The organism is Lactonifactor longoviformis (assembly GCF_042848515.1).
GTDB classification, from domain to species: Bacteria; Bacillota; Clostridia; order Lachnospirales; family Lachnospiraceae; genus Lactonifactor; species Lactonifactor longoviformis.
On the sequence record NZ_AP031453.1, the window covers coordinates 752,082 to 771,687 of the forward strand.

The following is a 19,606-nucleotide window of genomic DNA, read 5'->3' on the forward strand; positions in this document are numbered from 1 at the left end:
CCGGCAGGGATCAGGAGTAGTTATACTTGATTTTCCTGCGGGAGTGTTCTTTTTCTTTCAACTAAAAATATCCTGACGATGGGAATGTGATAAAAACAATGGCTCTAATTTATAAGGGCACTGCCAAAGTTCTATGAAGAATACCAAGAACTTGAGAATGTTGAGAAGCTACTGTATATTTATCGGGAAAGTAGAATGCAGTTAATCTTTCACATTGTTTGGTGCGAATGCCAAGTGAACATAAAAATCCTGGGAGATTCGCACTAAGATAATTGGAAAAAAGTTAACATAAAGTGCTTAAAAGGTTAAGGGTAAACATTAATATTGTTTGGTATGCACATATATATGTGAGAGAATGGGTATAATTTGGTACATTTTTGCTGTCACTGTCCGTGAGGGCAGTGTGGATTGAAATATTTCCTTTGGCCTTAGCAAGAGAAATTTCTTCAGTCACTGTCCGTGAGGGCAGTGTGGATTGAAATCTTGATTTTTGTAACCTTCTGAACCTGATAGTTGTCACTGTCCGTGAGGGCAGTGTGGATTGAAATTACGTCAGATCCCGCATTTCCGCTTGATGACGCCGTCACTGTCCGTGAGGGCAGTGTGGATTGAAATCCTGTAATTGGGATCGCCCACATAGGCTGTAATTGGTCACTGTCCGTGAGGGCAGTGTGGATTGAAATTTTTTCCATCTTTTTATTGTCCCGTTTCCTAGTGTCACTGTCCGTGAGGGCAGTGTGGATTGAAATCCTGTATCTGTGTATGGGAGTGGCGTTAATATTGTCACTGTCCGTGAGGGCAGTGTGGATTGAAATTCCAATATTTAAGTCTTTTTCCTATAGTATCCATGTCACTGTCCGTGAGGGCAGTGTGGATTGAAATATAGAAATTATCCTTTGTAGTATCTAAAGTAAAAGTCACTGTCCGTGAAGGCAGTGTGGATTGAAATTTTTGAATCTGAACGATGTTGTCAACACCAAGATGCCGCTGTCCGTGAGGGCGGTGTGAATTGAAATTTGTTCGTCCTGAATATAGGTTCTAAAAACATTTTTATAAGCTCCTTAACAAGTAATTTAATAATAAAGACAGAGGAAGCTGAATCCTCTGAACGGCGCATTAAGAGCTGGTATCATAAGTATGATACTGGCTTTTTTTGATGGAAAAATGCACAAAGAAACATAAATATCCGGATGCCCGGAAGCAAATAACAACGTATATTGATGTGAGTTTAGAGAAATATGCGGTAAAAGTACTAAATGAAGGGCTAAATACTCCCCAAAAAGTGAAAAAGTATACAGTCAGAATTAAAAAGTGAAAGAGACAAAAATTAAAAAGTGTTAGGATTACACCATAAGATAACAATACAGGACGGAGGAGAGTTAGATGAGAGAGAACAGATTCTCTTTAGATGGAAAAGTGGCCCTGGTTACAGGGGGAGCTTATGGAATTGGGTTCGCCATGGCTCGGGCGTTGGCAGAAGCAGGGGCACAGATTGCTTTTAACTGCAGGAGCAAAGAGCACAGGGATCAGGCGCTGGAAGCATATAACCAGGTTGGGATCGCGGCTCAGGGATATCTCTGTGACGTGACACAGGAGGAAGAGGTACGGGCTATGACCGCAGAGATCGCAAAGTCTCTGGGAACGGTAGATATACTGGTTAACAATGCAGGGATTATTAAGCGGATCCCTATGCACGAGACTAGCGTAGAGGAATTTCGGAAGGTAGTAGATATAGACCTAAATGCTCCCTTTATTGTGGCAAAAGCAGTAATTCCCGGCATGATAGAAAAAGGACACGGTAAGATTATTAATGTGTGTTCTATGATGAGCGAGCTGGGACGGGAGACTGTGTCTGCCTATGCTGCGGCAAAGGGAGGGCTTAAGATGCTTACAAAGAACATTGCATCAGAATACGGATCATACAACATACAGTGCAACGGGATCGGCCCGGGTTATATTGCAACCCCTCAGACAGAGCCACTGAGAAGGACGCAGGAGAATGGGGAGAGACACCCCTTTGATCAGTTTATTATCTCCAGGACACCGGCCTCACGCTGGGGTACTCCGGAAGATTTGGCAGGTCCAGCTGTCTTTCTGGCATCTTCGGCGTCTGACTTTGTAAACGGACATATTCTGTATGTGGATGGAGGCATCCTTGCATATATCGGAAAGCAGCCCTAGAGGCGGAAGCGTTCAGAATCATGGAAAAGAGGAAAAAAAGATGAGAGCAGCAAAGCTTATAAGCGCAGGAAAGATTGAGATAGAGGAGACAGAGAAACCGGTGATCCGGCATCCGGGCGAGGTACTGGTAGAAGTGAAAGCCGTGGGAATCTGCGGAACGGACTTACATATTTTTCGGGGGGAGAGGGATGATGTAGAGCTTCCCCGTGTTATGGGACATGAATTATCCGGTATCGTAAGAGAGACAGGAACACAGGTGACCCGGGTGAAGACAGGCGACAGGGTGGTTTTGGATCCGGTGTTTGCCTGTGGAGAGTGTAAAACCTGTAAAAGCGGCCATGTGAATGTGTGCAGCAGCGTAAAGTGCTATGGCGTGCAGATGGACGGTGGATTTCAGGATTATATTGTTGTAGAGGAGAGCCACCTCTATCCTTTTGGAGAAGAAGTTTCATTTGAATCGGCAGCTTTGGCAGAACCATTTTCTATTGCCGCTAATATAGTGGCGAGGACCGGGGTTATACCTGAAGATAAAGTGGTGGTTATTGGAAGCGGGACCATTGGACTTTGCATTGTACAAGCCATAAAAGGGATTGGCGCAGCGGTTCTGGTATCGGATGTGGTTGAGTCAAAACTGTCCAGAGCGAAGGAAGCCGGTGCGGACGACACTGTAAACAGCAGAACACACTCTCTGGAGGATGCGGTTGAGCGGTTTGCGCCTGGAGGTGCGGACGTGGTGATAGATGCGGTAGGGATTGCGGCCCTGACCGAGCAGATGCCTGACCTGGCAGCGCCGGCCGGCCGGCTGGCCGTCATTGGGTTTGACGGAGCGCCTGCAGGGATACCGCCGGTTAAAATTACGAAAAAGGAACTGACGATTGTGGGATCCAGGATGAACTGCCGCAGATTTCCGAAGGTGATGGAGTGGCTCAGAGAGGGAAAAATCAACGAAGATCTTATGATTTCCAGGAAATATCCGGTGGAAGAGATTCAGAAGGCGTTTGAAGAAACCCTGGCGGACGGGCAGGATACGGTCAAAACATTGATTTTGTTTTAGAAATATGAGCAGAGGGCTGACGGAACAAGGAGTGTCCCCGAACGAAGGAGGTAGAAAATGAAGAAAAAAATATTTGGAAAAAGCGCCCGGCCGTATCTGATGCTGCTTCCCACATTTGCGATTATTGGGATATTTATGCTGTATCCGATTTTTAATACATTTTTTCTGAGTACACAGAATCATGTACTCACGAATATGAAGGACGCAGGGTTTGTGGGGCTGGACAATTTCAAAACCCTGCTGCAGGATGAGACGTTTATAAAGGCAGCAGGCAATTCTCTCTGGTGGACGGTAGTAAATGTGGGGCTGCAGGCGTTTTTTGGCCTTCTGGTTGCCCTGCTGCTGAATATGAAATTTAAAGGGAGAGGATTATTCCGTGCCCTGATGTTCACACCTTGGGCGGTGGGCGGTATTCTGGTAGCCCTAATCTGGAGCTTTATGTTTAACGAAAGTGTTGGAGTAGTGGGAGACCTTCTGATGAAATTTGGGATACTGGATCATCGTATGTCATGGTTTTCCGATGGAACACTTTCCATGTGGGCTCTGACGATTGCAAATACCTGGAGGGGGATTCCCTTTTTTGCTATCAGCATTCTTTCAAGTCTTCAGACTATATCCGTTGAGGTATATGAATCTGCTGATGTAGACGGGGCAAATGCCTGGACAAAGTTCTGGAAGATAACACTGCCGCTTATCAAGGATACCTTACTGCTGACGATCTTACTCCGTACAATCTGGACCTTGAATGTGGTAGATATCATCTATGGAATGACAAAGGGGGGACCCAATTTCTCAACCCTTACGATTCCTGTATATATCATGATGGTGTTCAATGATACTCTGGATGCAGGATATGCTTCGGCTATGGCTGTACTGATGATTCTGGCCCTGCTGATCTTTTCTGCCATCTATCTTAAGGTAGGAAAATACGGAGAGGAGGAGTACTACTGATGAGTAAAAAGGTAAAAAAGAGACTGAGTAAAATCTTCGGCTGCTATCTTCCCATTATACTGTTTACGGCTTTTATTATCTTCCCTTTCTACTGGTTTTTATGTACTTCGCTGAAGGAAGAGGGCAGTATTATGGAACTCCCTATCCGATATCTGCCCACACCGTTTACTTTGGACAACTATAAGAATATGCTGGCCAGTATGGGATTTGATAAATACTTTGTGAACAGTCTGATTGTCTCAGTGGTGACTACAGTCATCATTATGATTGTGTCAATCTGGGGAGGATTTGCAATCTCAAGATACAAGTTCAGAGGCAAAAAGCTTACGTTCTTTATGCTCCTGATTACACAGATGCTGCCAGGTGTTGTAATATTGATTCCACTGTTTACTATATTTAACAAACTGGGTCTGATCAACAATCTCTGGTCTCTGATTATTACGAATACTACGGTAAACCTGCCGTTCTGTATGATTATGATGAGCGGATTCTTTTCAGGGATTCCGGCAACCCTGGAAGAGGCTGCTCAGATTGACGGATGCTCCATCTGGAAAGCCATATTTAAGATAGTAGTTCCATCCATCATGCCTGGAGTGGTATCCAGCAGTGCGTTTGCTTTTGTGAATTCCTGGAATGAGTTTGTATATGCTCTGAATTTTATTAATGACTCTAGTAAGTTTACCCTTCCGGTTGGACTGAGTATGATGAAAGGTGAGTTCACGGTAAATTATGGGGGACTGGCTGCCGGAACTATAGTTGCACTGATACCGGTACTGCTGATATTCTGCTACATTCAGAAATATCTGGTAGAGGGGATGTCTGCCGGAGCTGTGAAGGGTTAACACAATAACCATAAGGAGAATAAAACGATGAGGTATAAAGAAAACTGGGAAGAGACAAAGGAAAAATGGCGCCGGTACTGGAAACATGAGAATACAGGAAGGCCTCTCATGTGCGTCATAGCCAGAAAACCGGAGATTGAGGAGGCGGCTCAAACTATGGAGGCTGCCGACGTGTGCCGCAGTGAGGGGCGGTATTACCGTCTTCCGGAAGAACTGAACTGTAAAAATCCCGAGGAAAAATATCTGAACGCAGAAAAAATAGTGGGAAGATATCGGTATTTTTGTGAAACCCATGAGTTTCTGGGGGAAAGCTTTCCCAATATGAATGTGGACTTCGGGCCGGGAAGTCTGGCGGCGTATCTTGGCGCAGACATTGTATTTAACGATGATACCATTTGGTTTGAACCCTGCATTGACGATTGGGATGGCCAGCCGCCCTTTGCATTCCGGGAGGATAACCCGTGGTTTAAGCGTCATATGGAACTGACAAAGGAGTGTGTGGCGCTGGCTGGGGATGACTTTTATGTCTGTATTCCGGATTTGATGGAGAATCTGGATGTGATAGCAGCGCTGAGAGGCCCCATGCCAATGATTTACGACTTAATAGAGGAACCGGAAGAAATTGAAGCCCGGGTAAAACAGATTGGGGATCTCTACTTTGAATACTATGACAGATTTTATGAACTTGTGAAGAACCAAAAGGATCAGGGCAGTGCCTATATGGTATTCCAAATCTGGGGGGAGGGAAAGACAGCTAAACTGCAGTGCGATTTCGGCGCCATGATATCCCCGGATCATTTCCGGAAATTTGTATTGGATTCCCTGAAGGAACAGGCGTCAAAGCTGGATCAGGCGGTTTACCATCTGGACGGCCCGGACAATATCAAGCACCTGGATGCAATTCTTGAAGTAGAGGGTATCGATGCAATTCAGTGGACAAGCGGGGATGCAGGCCCTGACGGAACCCTGGAAAAATGGGATGAGATTTATGATAAGGCCATAGCCGCTGGAAAATCTATATGGGTGAAGGTATATAGCGGGGAATTTGAAGACTGGCTGACCAATGCGGACAGGCTGGTAAAACGTTACGGCTCTCACAGTTTATTTCTGCATTTTCCGGAAATGTCTAAGGAACAGGCAGATTGTCTTCTGGATTATGCGGAAAAGAACTGGCGGGATATAGAAGGAACATTTAAAATAAAAGAGTAAAGGAGAATTGGAATGAGAAAGAAAAGACTTATGGGGTTACTTCTGACAGGAGTACTGAGTATGACAATGCTGGCAGGCTGCGGAGGCGATAGCGGGGACAAGGAATCTTCCGGGAGTAAGGACGATGGAAAGCAGCAGGAGGCATCCGGGGAAAAACAAACCATCGAATTCTGGTATCATGATGGGAATCCTACATCTAATCCAATTTTTGAGGAGCTGATTAAACGATTTGAGGATAAATATCCTCAGTATGAGGTGAAGTATGTAGGACTGCCTGCTGACTCCTACCTGCAGAAGTACAATACCGCAGTGGCTACTAATACTGTGCCGGACGTAGTGAGTATTCGGGATATGGACGTTTCCTCATTTATAAATCAGGACGCCCTGATGTGCCTGGACGAAGTGTATGATGAATTTCCTGAAAAAGAGAATCTGAATGAGGCAGTAATCGAGGCAACTCGTCTATGTTCCATTGATAAGAAGCTGTATTGTCTGCCCCAGTATATTACTACAGATATTTCCTGGTGCAATACGCAGCTTATGAAGGAAAAAGGCATTGAAGTTCCGAAGACATTGGATGAGTTTATGGCTGACTGTGAAAAATATGCAGATCCGGACAATGGTTCTTATTTCTACTCCCTGAGAGGCGGAGCCGGTTCTATGGAGAATCTGTTTGACTTTATTTTTACCTATGCAGATCAGGACAGCATGTTCGACGAAGAAGGAAACTGCGTGCTTTCCCAGCCTATTTTTGCCGAGGCCATGGATATGTATGCAAGTATATACTGGAATGGATGGACTTCTAAGGACAGTGTAACCAACAGCTTTAAGGAAATGGTAGCTGAATTCGGTTCTAAGACCAGTATGTATATCAGTCACAATTCATCCTCCCTTGCTGAGCATAAAAAGAATCTGGGGGAAGGAAACTTTGAAAATGTCATTGCACCCGCGAATAAACAGGGAAATGTGGTAACTAAGAATTTGTCTTTCACCGGATATTCCGTGATGGAAAATGCTAAAAATAAGGAGGGGGCCATTGCGTTTATTGAATATCTGGTATCCTGTGAAGGAGCTTCTTATCTCTGTGAGCAGGAGGGCAGAGTTCCTATCAATAATTTGATTTATGATGAAGAATGGTATAAAAACGATCCTTACAACGGCATTTACAGGGAATTGATGGAGGCGGAAAATGTAAAATTCCTTACCCATCCGGTATGGCTTACCCAGTGGAATGAATTCAGAAGCAAATATCAGGAACCTGGATTCCAGGCCGTACTGCTGAAGGAGAAGACATCGGAGGAAGTCTTAAAGGAGTGGGCAGATTATCTGACCGCAGCGCAGAAAGAATATCTGGAGGCAAATAAATAAAGTGATGGAAAAGGTAGATTATAGAAAAGCTTACCAAAAAAAAGTAAGATTTGTCCGGGCAGAACTATACAGATTTCAGCCGCTGAAGCTGCCGAGGGAGTTCTGGGATTCTACAGGGGGACCGTTTGATACGGTTCCCGTGGATGCCTGGCTGATCTTGTACAACCAAAACGGTACGGCCGGGCAGTGTCCCTGCTCGGAAAGGATGAAACAGTTTTTGAAGCTCATTACAGGAAATGGAGAAAAAAGCTATGAGGACTGGTACCATATGCTCTACTGGGCAGTCCGAAACTGCGGCTTTTCAAGCGAAGCAGCACTGGAGCTGGGAAGACTGGATCTGGCTTTTCATGATATGATGGCAAAAGAAGAGAATCTTCCTCTCCACCGATTCCTGGGAGCTGACAGAGACTGGGTTGAAGTGTACGCCAGCGGATGCGGTACGAATCTGACAGACCGGGAGATGGAAGAGGAGATAAAATCTTATCAGGCTGGAGGGTACACCACGTTTAAGATGAAATGTGCCGGTTCTTTTGGCACCTGTATTGACAGGGATGTGGAGCGTGTTCGGATGGTCCGCTCCCTGCTTGGCCGGGAGGCAAGGCTGGCCATAGATGTGAATCAGCTGTGGAATGCAGAGGAAGCGCTGAGATTTGCGGACAAAGTGGAGAAGTTTGATATTGCCTGGTTTGAGGAGCCGGTTCATTCCTATGATATGACAGAGCTTGCCAAACTGACGAAACTGTCGCCGATTCCCATAGCTATGGGGGAGTCACCCAGATGCTATTATCCTATGGAATCCTATGTAAGGGCGGGAGTTGCTCAGCTGCAGCCGATTCCCAGCAATCTCAGCTCGGTGGAGGACTGGATGAAGACAAAGCGGCTGGCCGTGGAGCATAATCTGGAACTTACGTCCGGGGGATATTCCCATCTGACGGCTTCCTTTATCGCAACGGGCAGACAAGAGGATATGGTGGAGTATCTGATTCCTGTTATGCAGCCATTTTACGAGATTATGGAACTAAGACCGGAGGAGAAGAACGGCAGGTTTTATCTTCCCCAGGAACCGGGAATTAGTATGTCCCCTGACATCCGGGGGCTTGAACGAAGCGGCATGCTGAGCGGTAAGGAGTATTTTTGATATAAGCCTGAACTAGAAAATATTTATAGTGGCATAGAATGTGGGCACACAGATGAGGCTGCCTGACAGAAAAAGGAGGATTTGTTTTTCTGTCAGGCTGTGCCTCTATTTGGCGTTTCCGGACAAAAGAGGTCAGGAGGAGAACACTGATGAAAAGATGGATGGAATGGTTTCAGAACCATTCGCTGCGTTTTAAAATGGTGGTGCTGCTGTTTGCGGTAGTGGTTGTACTTCAGGTGTTTAACGGGCTTGTATTTACCTCTATTGTGTCAAATAAATTCGAGGAGAATATATCGGAGTCAAATTTAAAAACGGTGCAGCAGATGGCTATTAATCTGAACCAGGCCATGGAGGATATTGTAGATGAGATGGTTCCCATACGGGACGAGGTGCTCAGCCGGCAGATTCTCAATGACGGAGAAGAGGATTCCAACGATTATATCAGCCAGTATATAGTATATCAGGGAATGTTTAATCAACTCATAGCAGCAGATAATAACTATCAGTTCATAAATTCCATGCTGATTCTCAACGGCAGCCAGAACTATACCTTTGTACTGGACGAGTATCTCAAGCTCAACGGGGAGCCCCTTTTTGAGAAAATTCTTAAAGACAACAAGATGACAAAGCAATGTCAGTGGGGAGCGCCTGTTCCGGACAGCTACTTTTTTTCTAGAGATAAGGAACAGGTAATCAGTATCATAATGCCGGTTTACAGATACGGGGAGGTAAAAAGTATGCTGATTGTAAATCTCAGAGAGGAGGCAATCCGCAAATATCTGGAGAAGCTTGGAGGGGGCGACAGTACACTGATGCTTCAATTTGACAGAGATAATGCAGTGTTTGGACAGCCTGAACAGTGGGAAAGATTTACCTCTGAGGAGCAGAAGACATTGATGAAGTTTGAAGGCTGGGAGGAAGTAGAGGAGATTGGCAGCAGCGTTGCTATGAGCAGCCTGCTGTCCGTGAACCAGTGGAAGATTTCTATGGTTACAGCCAAAAGCAGTATCAGCAGCAGTGCAAAGGTACTCTCGCAGTATATTATTGTAATCATATTTACCACAGGGATCGTGCTTTTTGTGTGCGTATCCTATATTGTATTTATTGTTACGAAGCCAATCAAAAAAATGACGGAAACCATAGAGGCGAACCGGCATACCAGGCAGATCACCCATCGCTTTCACCCCAGATACAGAGATGAGGTAGGGGTGCTTGCAGCAGCATACAATCAGCTGATGGATGAGATTCAGCAGCTGATGGCGGATATTGAAAAAGAGCAGATACAAAGCCGGAAGAATTATGTGAAAATGCTGCAGATGCAGATAAAGCCGCATTTCTTATATAATACTCTGGAGGCAGCCAAATTCCTGGTGGAGATGGGGGACCCCAACGGAATTGAAATGCTTACTACGGTAGGAAAATTTTACAAACTAAGTCTCAGCGGAATCTATGATCAGGTAACCATCCGGGAGGAGACAGAACATCTGACTTGTTATCTCCAGATTCTCAAACTCAGGTACAATTCGAAATATGAGTATTCCGTAGAGGTGGATGAAAAAATCATGGAGAATGAAATTATCAAGTTTTCCCTTCAGCCGCTGGTGGAAAATGCAGTATACCATGGGATCAAGCGGCAGAGAAAAAAGGGATTTATTAAAGTCCTGGGGTATCAGGAAGAGAATATGATTGTTCTTGCAGTATGGGACAATGGTGCGGGAATAGAAAAAGAGAAGCTGGAAGCACTTCAAAAGAAACTCGGATTTGCGGAGAATCTTCAGACGGCGGACCACATTGGGGTTATGAATGTACACCAGAGAATCCGGATGCAGTATGGAGAACCCTACGGGCTTTCCATCAGCAGTGAAGAAGGGGTATTTACAAGAGCGGAAGTAAGGCTTCCTGTGAGAAGAATGCGGGATTGAAAGGGGTGGCGGGCATGTATAAACTTTTAATTGCAGATGATGATGAGATCATCTGCAGAGGATTGGGGACTTGTATTCCTTGGGAGGAGAATAATATTGAGATAACGGGGCTCGTCTATGACGGAGAGATGGCTCTGGAGTGTGTGGAGCGTGAGAAACCGGATATTGTGATTGTTGATATTAATATGCCCTTTATGGATGGGATTGAGTTTTCTTATGCTGTGAGGCAGAACTATCCGGAGATAAAAATAATAATGCTGACGGCATACAAAGAATTCGCGTATGCACAGAAGGCAGTCAAACTTCAGGTGTTTGAATATCTCACAAAGCCTTTTACCAATGAGGAAGTGCTGGAGGCTGTGAGGCGTGCGGCAGATGCATTGGAGGAAGAGAGAAATTACCGAAGCAGGATACAGAGAAACCTGGGGATGATTCAGGAAAAGAATCTGGAGGAGCTGACTCTCTACGGGACTGCAGAAGAAGAGACTATAAAAAACAGCGGAATCTGTTCCCCTGAAAATTATTTCCAGGCGGTTATCTTGTATCTGAGAAGGATACCCGGTGAAAAAGAGGGCGGAAAACATGCATTGATTGAGGATGAGGTGGCGCTGCGCATGGCGGCCGATAAGCTGCGGACACTGATAAGCAGGGAGAAAGACTGCAGCCTGTTCCTGCAAAGCAACCGGATTGTATTAGTATTCGAATATAAGGACAGAAACGCAGGCAAAAAAGTTAGAGAACGCATTACCGGGATAATGGGGGAAATTGCTAAAGAGGATACTGTATTTCTTGCAGGAGGCGTTGGCAGGGTATGTCATGGCGCTGAGAGACTGCCGTCCTCTTACCAGGAAGCGGTCTATGCATTGGAGCAGCGGTATGGCTATGGAAACCGGAGCGTCATTCTGTACACGGCGGTTCAGGGCAAGGCGGCGGAGTATGACGTGGAACTTCCCGCTGTCAGAAAAAGGCTGCAGGAGGGCGTGCAGCTGCGAAGTTCGGAAAAAATACGTCAGGAAGTGGAATGCTTGTTTCAGAAATTAAAAAGAACAGGGAAGGCAAACTTGCCGTCAGTACAGTTCCTTCTTGTAGAACTTCTGCGGTTTTGCTGGGAAATGACGGAAGAGGGAGAGTTGTATGAAACCTTTCTGAAACAGTATGGACAGCTGTTCTCCAGGATGATAGCTGCCAGGAATCTGTGGGAACTAAGAGAAGCGGCAGATATGTATTTTAATAACTTATACAACTATTTAGACGCTCAGAATACTACAGACATAGAAAAACGGGTAAACCAGGCAGTAGAATTTATTAAAGAGAACTTTCCGGATCCGGATCTAAATCTGAATGATGTGGCCAGACATGTGAACCTGAGCGCCAGCTATCTTGGCAATTCGATCAAAAAGTATAAGAAAACGTCGTATGTCAGTCTGCTAAACCAAATCCGCATTGACAATGCCAAAAAGCTGCTGGCAAGACCGGACATTAAAACCTATGAGGTGGCATTTCTGGTGGGATTCAATTCTTCCCAATACTTTAGCAGCAGCTTTAAAAAGAGTACGGGAATGACTCCCGGGGCGTACCGGGAGAGTGCGTTTGCAAAGCAGAATGGTGTTGGGTAGTTGGTTGAGATCTGCATATTTGCTTATGGAATCGTATACTATAATGAAATTAAGCGCCACGGAGAAGGGGGGAAAGACATTGGGGAGGACTAAGAAAGTACTCATGCGGTAAGGACTTCCGAATATAATAGTAAAAAGCAGTTTGGGAGTATTTGTTGTGAAAAAAATACAGTGGAAGCCTCTGCTTGGAAGCCTGCTTATCAGTCTTGGCACAGGGGCGGTCTCAGCATTTCTTGCTTCGGATAGTATGGAGAAGTACAGCAGTCTTTATAAGCCTCCCCTTGCCCCTCCGGGATGGGCATTTCCGGTGGTGTGGAATATTTTGTTTATACTTATGGGGGTTGCCGCCTATATCATTTATGAGTCCGATGCACCCGGAAAAGCGCAGGCTTTAAAACTCTACGGAGTGCAGCTTCTGGTAAATGCCTTCTGGTCTGTAATTTTTTTCAGGTTTGATGCATACTTTCTGGCATTTGCATGGCTGCTCCTGCTTTGGTACCTTGTCTATCTGACGATAAAGCAGTTTAAGGATATCAATGAGACAGCTGCACGATTATTGATCCCCTATCTTGTGTGGCTTACATTTGCCGGGTATCTGAACCTTGCCATAGCGGTACATTATATTTTTTGACCTATCAGGTATAGATTAAAAAAAATATGCTGATACTAAAAGAAAAAGGCAGAAAGAAGGTACTCCTATGGAAGAACATACAAAAAAACTCCTGGAGGAATGTAATTCCGGCTGCAAAATGGCTGTGAACAGTATGGACCAGGTCAGTGAATATATCGAGGACGAGAAGCTGAGCCAGGTAGTTGGGGTTTACCGGGATAAGCATAAAAAAATTGAGGACAAATCCTCAGAACTTCTGCAGAGATATGGAGAGACGGGCAAGGAGCCTGGAGCTGCAGCCTCTGTATTCTCCTGGTTTACCACAGAGATAAAGCTGATGCTTAAGGATGACAGAAACCAGATTGCCAAGCTTCTGATGGATGGCTGTAATATGGGGATTCAGTCTATCAGCGAAGACAGAAACAAGTATAGCGGCGCATCGAAAGAGAGCATGGATCTGGCAAATGAACTGGTGGGCATTGAAGGGGATTTCATGTGGGAATTAAAATATTTTTTATAAAATAGACAATAGATAAAGAAATGACAAAGCCTTGAAGGGATTCAGGGCTTTTTTCTTTGGAAATAATTGGATAATAATTCATAATACATTGCCGAAATTATGTGATAAAATTAATATAGTTAACAGAAAAGTTTGGTAAGAAGTTACCACAGAAAAGTACATAGGATGGGCGGGACTTAATATGTTAAAAATATTAGTTGTTGATGATGAAGAGATCATCTGTGATTTAATCTGTGCTTTAATTGACTGGGAAAAATATCAGATGCAGCTGCTGGGCTGTGTGTATGACGGAGAGGAAGCCTTTGAGGTCATCTGCGATAAGCGACCGGATGTAGTAATAACGGATATTCGTATGCCTGGGATGGACGGATTGGAGACGATAAAAAAGGCAAGAGAGGAGAAGATAGAGGCTCAGTTCCTGATTTTAAGCGGCTATAAAGATTTCTCTTATGCACAGGAAGCTATCCGATTAGGAGCTGCTGCCTATTTGCTGAAACCCATCGAAGAAGAGGAACTTCTGAATACCCTCTTGAAGATTCAGGAGAAAAATGAAATTGCAATGGAGCAGTCAAAGGAGAAGCAGGCGCTGAACCAGCAGCTTGTGGACAGCAGGCATAGGCTGTGGCATCAGTTTTTGACGGATTTTCTGGAAGGAAGAGAGACTGCAAAGTATGGACTGAAGGAAGTAACAGAAGAAGAGATTAACAGGGTGTTTGGACCAAAATTTTGCGGGGGCCTGTACCGGGCAGCGGTGTTAAGATGGGATAATCCATACGGAAGCATCACAGAGGAGGAGTCCAGGTATCTTACCGGAAAGTGTATCGACTTTTTTTGCACCTGCCTTCCTGAGTCAATGGTTTGGTATGCCGCAGAAACGAAGGAATGCCAATTGGTGCTTTTAAACGGTACAGAGGAGGAAACGGGGCAGGAAGTTTGGACTGCATTTCATAAAATGCAGGCTTACGCCTCTGCGCTCAATGAGGGCGTGGTGACCGCAGGACTCAGTCGTACTGCACAGGTACCGGCCATGGTGCCTGCTTTGGCAAAAGAGGCGGAGAAGGCCTGCAGCATGCGGATTCTAAAAGGGTGCGGGAAGATATTGGAATATGATGCAGCTGCATTCTCCCCTTGCAAGGTGGAGGAGCTTCTGAGTATGAAAAAGGCGAAGGAGCTGCAGGAGCGTCTGGAACTTATGGATTGGGAACAGATGAAAGATGCAGCAAGGGAGCTTTATGAAAATATACCGGGAGAGGCGGATCCGGATGTGTACTATCAGCTGCATCTGAGAATTCTGACAGAGGTACTTCAGGGTTTGAGCTATCTGGGAGCAGAGGTGGCGGATATGCGCGGGCTTATAGAGCGAATGTGCAGAGAACTGCGCTGCTGCAGCAGTATCGCTCAGATTATCAGAAAGACGAACGGGCAGATACAGGAAATTCTATTGTCCTGCAAAGAACAGTCCGTCTTAAAGGAGAACCGTCTGGCCAACATTGCAAAAGAGTACATCAGAAAGAATTATAATAAAGATATCCGTCTGGCGGATGTGGCGGAACAGGTCTATTTGAGCCCAACCTATTTCAGCGCTATTTTTAAAAGGGAAACAGGAATGAATTTTAATGAGTATTTGACAGAATACCGGATAGAAATGGCCAAGGAGTTTTTAAAGAATCTGGAATACAAAGTGACTGAGGTGGGAGAGCAGGTAGGGTATGAGGATTCCAAATATTTCAGCAAAATATTTCGGAAAATGGTGGGGATATCCCCCAGGGATTACAGAAAGTTATATATGCGGGATAAGATATGAAAATGGTAAATAAAATCAGAACCTGGTACCGAAAAAGGAAAGAATATTATCATGTGCAGGCAGGGCTTAGGGGGATTCTGCTTGGGTGGGGTTTTTGCATGATACTGCTGATCACGGGGTTTGCACTGGCTGCGTTTCAGATTGCTGCCCGGGAGGCCCGGAGGGAGAAAAACAGTGCATATGAGACAATGGTTTCCTACGTGACCGGTGAAATAGAGAAGAAATGTGCACTTCTCAGCGGACTGGCAGAAGAGGCCGCAGAGATTCCACGGGAGCACAGGGAGGAACTGGTTCAGGCCTTTGAGGGGATGGATGGACTGGCAGTCTGGGAAAATGGGGAAATCGCCTGTTTTCCAAGAGAAGAAGCACTGTTTTTGGGATTTCTGGAGAGTCATAAGGGACAGTTGACAGATTCCGGGAACGGACAGAAGCTATTGATGGGAACCAGCAGCAGTTCTCGGTACCGTGTGGGAAATCTTCAGCTGGGGTGGATACATTCGGAGGCGGAGAAAAACATTATGGTCTCCAGTACCCTGGAGGTTTCCATGGATTCCGCCTGTGAATTTTACATATATAGTCCGGACAGCAACATGGTATATCCTCAGGGATACCTAAGGCCCGATTTTTCCGAGGTAAAAGCAAAACTTAGGGGAAGCTACCAGGGCAAAGCAATCCGGATTCCGTCTTACACGGTATTTCTGCAGAAGAGCAGCACCTATGGTTTTTATGGGCTTCTCTGTGTGAGAAACGAAAAGCTGGAAACAGAATTTACCGGCTATCTATGGCTGCTGGGGACCTCGGTCGGTATACTTCTGATTCTACTGCTGGGTACGTTTGTAATCTTTAAAAAGAAGGTATATAATCCTGTGATACATGTGGAACATGCGATTAACGGGATTCTTAACGGCAATCAGGGACTGGAAGTAGAGATTGACGATTCCAGTGAGCTGGCCTCTGCGGGGAGGGCTGTTAATTCAATGATAACTCATGTTGAGAATCTGACTTCCAGGGAGTACCAGTCAGAGATACTGAAGCGCCAGGCGGAGCTGAATGCACTTCAGAATCAGATCAATCCTCATTTCCTGTACAACACCCTTGAGTCAATCCGTGGTCTGGCTTTGCGGGAGGGGTCGAAAAATGCTGCTAATATGACAAAAGCATTGGCAAATCTCTTTCGGTATAACATTGATAACCGGAGTCTTACCGTTACTCTGCAGGAAGAGCTGACAAATATTGATAATTATTTCGTGATACAGAAATACAGGTTTTCCAATAAGATCCGGCTTGTGACATATATTGACGAAGAGAATCCCCAGCTGAGACAGTATCAGGTGCCCCATATGGTGCTGCAGCCTATAGTAGAAAACGCAGTATGTCATGGGCTGGAGACAAAGCGGGGAGGAGGAACCATTGTCATCATGGTTATGGCAACAGAGAGCAGGCTGATTATTACAGTCAGTGACGACGGCCTGGGGATGGATGAGAAAACCCTGGACCGGATTGAAGAACAGCTTCAGAGGGGCTACACCTCCGGCAGAGCCGGAGAGCGGACGGGTATTGCTCTGTACAATGTAAATGAGAGAATTCGTATACTCCATGGGGAGGATTACGGGATTCATGTGCACAGCACAAAGGGGATCGGCACAGAAGTAGAGGTGGTTTTGCCTCTGATCTGTCAGGAGTCAAAATCATAAAAAAGAACACCTTTTCATAAGGCGGTCTGTTTTTTAAAATAGACCGTCTTTTTATAATTAAAATATAACCGGAGGATAAAAATGAACAGGGAGATCTTAAGGTTACAGTCCATTACCCAGAGACTCTATGGAAACAAAGTGCTTTCTAACATTTATTTCAATCTGTATGAAGGTGAGATTCATGGGATCATTGGGATTAATGGAGCAGGCAAATCCACGTTAGCCCGGGTCATTGCCGGATGGCAGCAGGGATATGAGGGCACTATTTTTCTGGAAAATCAGAAGGTACGTCTTGCATCGGCAGAAATGGCAATGCATATGGGAATCGCTATGGTACCCCAGGATCCGGACACAATCAGCACCATGAGTATTGCAGAGTATATCTTTACGCTGAGAAAGGAAGCATCAAAACGTGTCCTGCTTCGAAGGAGAGAGATGGAAGGCAGAACCATTAAGCTGCTGGAGGAGATGGGATATCCCCTGCCTCCGGGGAGGACCATGGGGGAATTGACCAGAAGCCAGAAAAAATTTATGTCAATCGCTAAAACCCTCACTTATAATCCCAAAATACTTATTTTTGATGACACCGAGATTGGCATGGAGCCTGAAGACGTTAATTTGTTCTGGGGGATTATTAAGAAACAGTGTTTAAAAGGGATATCCTGTATCGTGATTTCACAGAATCTGCCGAGACTTTCAGCGGAGTGCGGCAGGATAACGGTTCTAAGAGGCGGGAGGATTGCGGGCACGGTAAAAAACGGCAGCTGTTCGGAGGCTCATATTATGAACCTGGTACTGGGCACGAAGGATAGAGAGGGTGACAAAATCTCAGAGATACATCTGGGAAGGGAGATACTCCGCCTGGAGGACATCAGAGGAATTTATCTAAAGAAGGTTAGTTTTTCCATAGCCCAGGGAGAAATTCTGGGACTGACAGGGGCAGATGACGCGGGAAAGGAAGAGCTGGGAGATATTCTCTATGGCTGTAAAAAGTACCGGTCGGGAAGCCTATATTTCTGCGGTCAGCCTGTTACAGTAAAAGACTCACATGAGGCAGTGCGTATGGGGATTGGCTTTATCCCCGAAGAGAGGAATAGGCTTCTTTTGGAAAACCAGACGGTAAAGGATAATCTTACTTTTCTGCAGATGCAGACAGCAAAAAATAGGTTTGGATACCTGAAGCCAAGCATAGCCGGGTATCTGGCAAGAGACTGGTGCGAAAAGGAGAATATCAGTGAGTTCGCCAAGAATACTCTTAATGAGGTGGGCGGCAATGTCCGGCAAAAGCTGCTGCTTGGCCGATGGCAGGATAAGACTTTAAAGCTGCTTCTTCTAAACCATCCTACCAACGGGCTGGAGCAAAAGGAACGAAGGAAGACGCTGGAAAGAATATTGGAGTACAGCAAAAACGGCACGGCAGTATTGCTGATTACCAATGATCTGCAGGAGCTGGTCTCCCTGTGTCACAGAGTAATTGTCCTGAAAAAAGGCGAAATCTCCGGAGAGATTTATAAAGAAGAATTGTCAGAGATGGCGGTAACAAAACTTAAACTTATGTAACGGAAAATGAATAGGAAAGAGGGATGGCATGAACAGCAGAGAACGTGTACAGGCAGTTCTGACCGGAAAACCGGCGGATCGTCTGCCTGTAGATTTTCATTTCGCAGATGATACGGCCCTGCAGGTATTCGCCGGTCATTATGGCATGGGAGAGGAAGAATTTTTGACATATTTGGAAAATGATGTGCGTCATTTGTATGTGATGGACGAGGTGGAACTGTTTTTGCAGAATAGGCCGCTGATGAGATATGCTTTCGATCATGGATTCGCTTACCCAAATCCAGAAGATCCTGCTCTCTGCTTTGATCAGTGGGGGATCGGATGGAATATGGTGAGCGACGGGCAGCTTCCGGTTTCCAGTCCCCTGAAGGATTGGGATGGATTGGACAAGGTACAGGCACCGGATCCGAATAGAAAAGAGAACTTTTATGTGGTAGATACCAACATTCAGGGGTACATAGACAGGAATCTCGCTGTTGACGTGGCACAATATTTCGGCCCCTTTGAGAAGGGATATCTCATACGGGGCTTTGAGGATTTTATGATGGACATGTATGAGGAGACGGAGAAGGTAGAGATCCTTTTAGACAGGATTACCCAGTATCGTGTGGATATGGCAGAGGAGATCTGTCAAAGAGGAGTTACCTATGGGCATAGCGGGGATGATTTTGGCACCCAGGGAGGGCCCATTATGTCGCTGGCTCTGTGGAGGAAACTTTTTAAACCCCGTCTGGAACAAATCTGGAGTGTGTATAAAAGGCATGGACTCCCGGTGGTACACCACAGCTGCGGGGACTGTGAACAATTTCTGGATGAAATGATTGAGATTGGACTGGATGCTATCCATCCGGTTCAGGCCGCAGCTATGGATATCCGTGAACTGTCCGGGCGTTACGGAAGCCGTCTTGTGTTTTACGGGGGGTTTGACACCCAGGATATACTCACATTTGGAACACCAGAACAGGTGAGAGCCAATGTGAAGGAGACGATTGAAACTCTGGGCCAATATGGAAGGATGTTCTGCGCACCCATTAATATTATGAGAAATGTGCCTCTGGAGAACTTTGAGGCGCTGGTGGAAAGCGTACATCAATATAGATATGCAGAGAACTAAGGGAAAGCAAAAGGAGGAAAAAA

At 45.5% G+C, this 19,606-nt stretch carries 15 protein-coding genes and 1 CRISPR repeat array; all 15 genes read left to right on the forward strand.

The annotated features are described in order from the left end of the window. Positions 1–382: 382 nt before the first annotated feature. Positions 383–1,016: direct repeats of the CRISPR family, unit length 33 nt; unit sequence GTCACTGTCCGTGAGGGCAGTGTGGATTGAAAT. Positions 1,017–1,383: 367 nt separating this feature from the next. The 15 genes from ACGHCT_RS03440 (at position 1,384) to ACGHCT_RS03510 (ending at position 19,583) form a co-directional block, all read left to right on the forward strand. Continuing rightward, positions 1,384–2,181, forward strand: coding sequence for a gluconate 5-dehydrogenase (locus tag ACGHCT_RS03440; protein WP_256280757.1), 798 nt, complete (start codon positions 1,384–1,386; stop codon positions 2,179–2,181). 40 nt (positions 2,182–2,221) lie between these two features. Beyond that, a complete protein-coding gene (locus ACGHCT_RS03445) occupies positions 2,222–3,235 on the forward strand; it encodes an alcohol dehydrogenase catalytic domain-containing protein (RefSeq protein ID WP_226902134.1) in 1,014 nt (337 codons plus the stop codon). Between the two features lie 57 nt (positions 3,236–3,292). Further along, positions 3,293–4,186: a carbohydrate ABC transporter permease gene (locus ACGHCT_RS03450; RefSeq protein ID WP_226902136.1), complete on the forward strand. Its 894-nt coding sequence runs from the start codon at positions 3,293–3,295 to the stop codon at positions 4,184–4,186. Beyond that, the gene (locus tag ACGHCT_RS03455; protein ID WP_226902138.1) at positions 4,186–5,028 is read left to right on the forward strand and encodes a carbohydrate ABC transporter permease; all 843 of its coding nucleotides are present in this window, start codon (positions 4,186–4,188) and stop codon (positions 5,026–5,028) included. The genes ACGHCT_RS03450 and ACGHCT_RS03455 overlap by 1 nt, the downstream gene beginning before the upstream one ends. Before the next feature lie 27 nt (positions 5,029–5,055). Then, positions 5,056–6,237: a trimethylamine corrinoid protein 2 gene (locus tag ACGHCT_RS03460; protein WP_226902139.1), complete on the forward strand. Its 1,182-nt coding sequence runs from the start codon at positions 5,056–5,058 to the stop codon at positions 6,235–6,237. 12 nt (positions 6,238–6,249) lie between these two features. After that, positions 6,250–7,605: an ABC transporter substrate-binding protein gene (locus ACGHCT_RS03465; RefSeq protein WP_226902142.1), complete on the forward strand. Its 1,356-nt coding sequence runs from the start codon at positions 6,250–6,252 to the stop codon at positions 7,603–7,605. Between the two features lie 4 nt (positions 7,606–7,609). Continuing rightward, positions 7,610–8,743, forward strand: coding sequence for an enolase C-terminal domain-like protein (locus ACGHCT_RS03470; protein WP_226902320.1), 1,134 nt, complete (start codon positions 7,610–7,612; stop codon positions 8,741–8,743). Between the two features lie 149 nt (positions 8,744–8,892). Beyond that, positions 8,893–10,665 carry a sensor histidine kinase gene (locus tag ACGHCT_RS03475; RefSeq protein WP_226902144.1) on the forward strand — a complete coding sequence of 591 codons (1,773 nt, stop codon included), beginning with the start codon at positions 8,893–8,895 and terminating at the stop codon, positions 10,663–10,665. Positions 10,666–10,679: 14 nt separating this feature from the next. Then, positions 10,680–12,281 (forward strand): response regulator, encoded by a 1,602-nt coding sequence (locus tag ACGHCT_RS03480; protein ID WP_226902146.1) that lies wholly within the window; start codon positions 10,680–10,682, stop codon positions 12,279–12,281. A 157-nt stretch (positions 12,282–12,438) separates the two neighbouring features. Continuing rightward, positions 12,439–12,912 (forward strand): TspO/MBR family protein, encoded by a 474-nt coding sequence (locus ACGHCT_RS03485; RefSeq protein ID WP_226902148.1) that lies wholly within the window; start codon positions 12,439–12,441, stop codon positions 12,910–12,912. Positions 12,913–12,979: 67 nt separating this feature from the next. Continuing rightward, positions 12,980–13,411: a hypothetical protein gene (locus tag ACGHCT_RS03490; protein ID WP_154260038.1), complete on the forward strand. Its 432-nt coding sequence runs from the start codon at positions 12,980–12,982 to the stop codon at positions 13,409–13,411. A gap of 181 nt (positions 13,412–13,592) precedes the next feature. Next, positions 13,593–15,215, forward strand: a complete 1,623-nt coding sequence (locus tag ACGHCT_RS03495; RefSeq protein ID WP_390438244.1) for a response regulator — start codon at positions 13,593–13,595, stop codon at positions 15,213–15,215. Then, positions 15,212–16,909 (forward strand): sensor histidine kinase, encoded by a 1,698-nt coding sequence (locus ACGHCT_RS03500; protein WP_390438247.1) that lies wholly within the window; start codon positions 15,212–15,214, stop codon positions 16,907–16,909. Before ACGHCT_RS03495 ends, ACGHCT_RS03500 begins: the two co-directional genes overlap by 4 nt. Positions 16,910–16,990: 81 nt before the next feature. Continuing rightward, complete coding sequence (locus ACGHCT_RS03505; RefSeq protein WP_226902153.1) at positions 16,991–18,469, forward strand: ATP-binding cassette domain-containing protein; 1,479 nt, start codon at positions 16,991–16,993, stop codon at positions 18,467–18,469. A gap of 28 nt (positions 18,470–18,497) precedes the next feature. Continuing rightward, positions 18,498–19,583 carry a uroporphyrinogen decarboxylase family protein gene (locus ACGHCT_RS03510; RefSeq protein ID WP_390438250.1) on the forward strand — a complete coding sequence of 362 codons (1,086 nt, stop codon included), beginning with the start codon at positions 18,498–18,500 and terminating at the stop codon, positions 19,581–19,583. Positions 19,584–19,606 lie beyond the last annotated feature (23 nt).